General features: G+C 75.2%; 4 protein-coding genes. 2 read left to right on the forward strand and 2 right to left on the reverse strand.

Going from position 1 to position 3269, the window contains the following annotated elements:
• A partial coding sequence (locus tag L2I40_RS20930; RefSeq protein ID WP_237217105.1) for a YraN family protein occupies window positions 1-275 on the reverse strand: 275 nt, incomplete at its 3' end.
• A 34-nt stretch (window positions 276-309) separates the two neighbouring features.
• Between L2I40_RS20930 and ggt the strand changes: the two genes are divergently transcribed.
• Both ggt and L2I40_RS20940 read left to right on the forward strand, forming a co-directional pair.
• Window positions 310-2022: a gamma-glutamyltransferase gene (gene ggt, locus L2I40_RS20935; RefSeq protein ID WP_237217106.1), complete on the forward strand. Its 1713-nt coding sequence runs from the start codon at window positions 310-312 to the stop codon at window positions 2020-2022.
• 77 nt (window positions 2023-2099) lie between these two features.
• Complete coding sequence (locus tag L2I40_RS20940) at window positions 2100-2573, forward strand: CreA family protein (RefSeq protein ID WP_237217107.1); 474 nt, start codon at window positions 2100-2102, stop codon at window positions 2571-2573.
• Between the two features lie 3 nt (window positions 2574-2576).
• Here the strand turns inward: L2I40_RS20940 and L2I40_RS20945 are convergent.
• The coding region (locus L2I40_RS20945; RefSeq protein WP_237217108.1) for a M48 family metallopeptidase at window positions 2577-3269 on the reverse strand (693 nt) is incomplete at its 5' end.

A 3269-nucleotide genomic window follows, 5' to 3' on the forward strand; every position in this document is an offset into this window, starting at 1 on the left:
TTCGCGCCGAGCCACCACTCGGCCGCGCGCAGCAACCGCCCGCGCTGCGCGGCACCGAGCGCGAAGGCGGCCCCGGCCAGCGTGGCGCGCGCCTTGACCTCCACGAAGGCGAGCAGCCCGTCGCGCTCCGCGACCAGGTCGAGCTCGCCCGCCGGCGTGCGCACGCGGCGCGCGATCACCTGCCAACCTTCCGCAACCAACGCGGCGACGGCGCGATCCTCGGCGTGACGGCCCCGGCGATCGGCAGCCTTCCTTAACTGCGCCCGACGTTCCATCTTGGGATCATCCCACGAACCAGCCGGAGACCGAATGCGCCGCCTGCTGCCCCTGCTTGCCGGCCTTCTGCTCTCTGGCATCGCCCACGCCCAGGCCCCTGCCGCACCCGCGCAGCAGGCCGCGACCGCCGCGCGCCACATGGTGGTCGCGTCCCATCCGATGGCGACCGAAGCCGGGCGCGAGATCCTGCGGGAGGGCGGCTCGGCCCTCGACGCCGCGATCGCGGCGGCCGTCATGCTCACGCTGGTGGAGCCGCAGGCGAGCGGCATCGGCGGCGGTGGCCTGATGCTCACCTTCTCCGCCGCCACGGGCACGGTCGAGGCCTGGGACGGCCGGGAGACCGCGCCGGCCGCCGCGACGCCGCGGCTCTTCCTCCGCCCCGACGGACAGCCCCTGTCCTTCGCGGAGGCGCTCGAAGGCGGCCGCAGCGTCGGCGTGCCCGGCCTGCTGCGGATGCTCGAAGCTGCGCACCGCGACCACGGACGCCTGCCCTGGCGGCGCCTGATCGAACCGACGATCCGCGCCGCGGAAGCCGGCTTCCCCGTGCCACGCCGGATGGCCGCTTCCGTCGGCGCCAGCGTCGAGGCGATCCGCCGCAACCCTGCCGCGCGGGCCTATTTCCTCGACCCCGGCGGCAATCCCTGGCCGCCCGGCCATACGCTGCGCAACCCGGACCTCGCCCGGACGCTGGAGGCCGTCGCGGCGCAGGGCGCCGAAGCGCTGCATGCCGGCCCGATCGCGGCCGACATCGTCGCGGCGGTGCGCGCGCACGCCAACCGCGGCCTGCTGACCGAGGCGGACCTCGCCGGATACCGCGCCCTGCGGCGCGAGCCGGTCTGCGCGCCCTATCGGGGGCGGCGCGTCTGCGGCATGGGGCCGCCCACCTCCGGCGGGATCGCGGTGGCGCAGATGCTCGGCATGCTCGCGCGCTTCGACCTCGGCCCGCTCGACCCGCGCGGCCTGGAGGCGGCGCATCTCCTGGCCGAGGCCGGCCGGCTCGCCTTCGCGGACCGCAACCTCTTCCTGGCCGATGCGGATTTCGTGCGCGTCCCGGTGCGCGGGCTGATGGACCCGGCCTACATCGCCGCGCGCGGCGCGCTGATCGACGATGACCGGGCGATGCCGCCCCCCGCCGCCGGCAACCCGCCCTTCCGCGAGGGACGGCTGGCCCCGCAGGCCGCGGAGTACGGCGCCGGCACCAGCCACATCGTCGCGGTCGACGCGCAGGGCAACGCCGTCTCCCTCACGCCGACCATCGAGGCGCCGATGGGCTCGCGCCTTTTCGTGCGGGGCTTCCTGCTCAACAACCAGCTCACGGATTTCGCCTTCCTGCCGCAGCAGGACGGCCGGCCCGTGGCGAACCGCGTCGAGCCGGGCAAGCGGCCGCGTTCCTCCACCGCGCCGACCATTGTGCTCGACGCCGCCGGCCGCCCCGAGATCCTCGCCGGCTCGGCCGGGGGCGCGCGCATCATCGGCCATGTCGCGCAGACCGTCGTCGCGCTGATCGACTGGAACCTGACGCCGGAGGAGGCGGTCGCCCTGCCCCGCATCGGCGTGATCGGCCCGACCGCGGTCGAGCTCGAGGCCGGGACGGCTGCCGCCGGCCTCGCGCCGCAGCTGCAGCTGCGCGGCCACCGTGTCGATGTGCGCGAGAACGTCTCCGGCCTCTCCGTGATCCGGGTGACGCCGCAGGGCCTGCTCGGCGCGGCCGATCCGCGCCGGGAGGGAAGCGCGCTGGGCGACTGACGCCTGCGCGAGGAGCGTTGCGGCGGCCACCCGCTCCGTGGCGTCCTGTCGGCGCAGCATCGCCCGGAGTGACCGCCATGGCCCGCACCTTCCCTCCCGCGCTCGTCCTGCTCGCGGCGATCGCGCTGCCCGCCTCCGCGCAGGAGACGCGCGAGGTCGGCTACGTGAACACCGCGATCACCAATCTCGGGCTGACGCGCAGCCACCGCGTGGTGGTGGAGCGCTTCGACGATCCGGAGGTGCGCAACGTTTCCTGCTGGATCAGCCAGGCGCGGACCGGCGGGCTTTCGGGCATGCTCGGCGTCGCGGAGGATCCGTCGCGCTTCGCCCTCACCTGCGCGGCGACCGGCCCGGTCGAGGTGCTGCCCGGCGCAAGACGCGGCGAACGCGGCGAGCAGATCTACGAGGCGAGCACGAGCCTCTTCTTCAAGGAAACGCGCGTGCACCGCTTCCTGGACGAGGAACGCCGCGCCGTCGTCTACCTCGCCTGGTCCACGCGCCTGGTGGACGGAAGCCCCTACAACGCCGTCGCGGTCGTGCCGATCCGCTGACCGTCACGCGCGGCGCGGCATCGCATCGCCCGGCGCGCCGGCGATCTCGGCCACGGTGCGCTGCCAGGCCGCGAGCCGTTCCGGCCCGGTCGGATGCGTGCGCAGCAGGCTCGGCTGCTGCGCCCCGCCGGCCGCCTGCGCCAGCCGGATCCAGATCCGCCCGGCCTGCGCCAGGTCGTAGCCCGCGCGATGCACCATGAAGGCGGCGAGGTAGTCCGCCTCGCGCTCCTCGGCCTGCGAATAGACGAGCCGCGCCGCGCCCCCGCCCAGTTGAGCCCCCGCCTGCGCCAGTGCGTCGCCGCCGAGATAGGCGCCGATCAGCGCGCCGGCGAGCGAGCCGAGCTGCGTCCGCGTGCCGGCGCGCGCCAGGTGGTTCGCCAGGTGATGGCCCATCTCATGCGCGACGACCGCGGCAAGCTCCGCGTCGTTGTCCACCACCAGCAGCATCCCGCTCGTCACGCCGATGGTGCTGCCCTCGGCGGCGAAGGCGTTGACCTCCTGCGATCGCATCAGCCCGACGCGGAAGCGGCAGGGCTGGTCGAGATACTGCCGACACATCGGATCGGCCGAGGCCACCACGCGGCGTGCGACCCGCGAGAGCATCTGCACCTGCTCCGCCTCGCTCCGGTCCTCGCGCGCGAGCGGGCCGGCCGCCGCGATCGTGCGCTGCGCCGCCGCGAGCTCGCCGCGGCCGGG

It is taken from the genome of Falsiroseomonas oryziterrae, assembly GCF_021864505.1.
Classification (GTDB): Bacteria; Pseudomonadota; Alphaproteobacteria; order Acetobacterales; family Acetobacteraceae; genus Falsiroseomonas; species Falsiroseomonas oryziterrae.

Coding starts and splice junctions, on each gene's coding strand:
- L2I40_RS20940 (WP_237217107.1), top strand. CDS start 2,100: ATGGCCCGCACCTTCCCTCCCGCGCTCGTCCTGCTCGCGGCGATCGCG.
- ggt (WP_237217106.1), top strand. CDS start 310: ATGCGCCGCCTGCTGCCCCTGCTTGCCGGCCTTCTGCTCTCTGGCATC.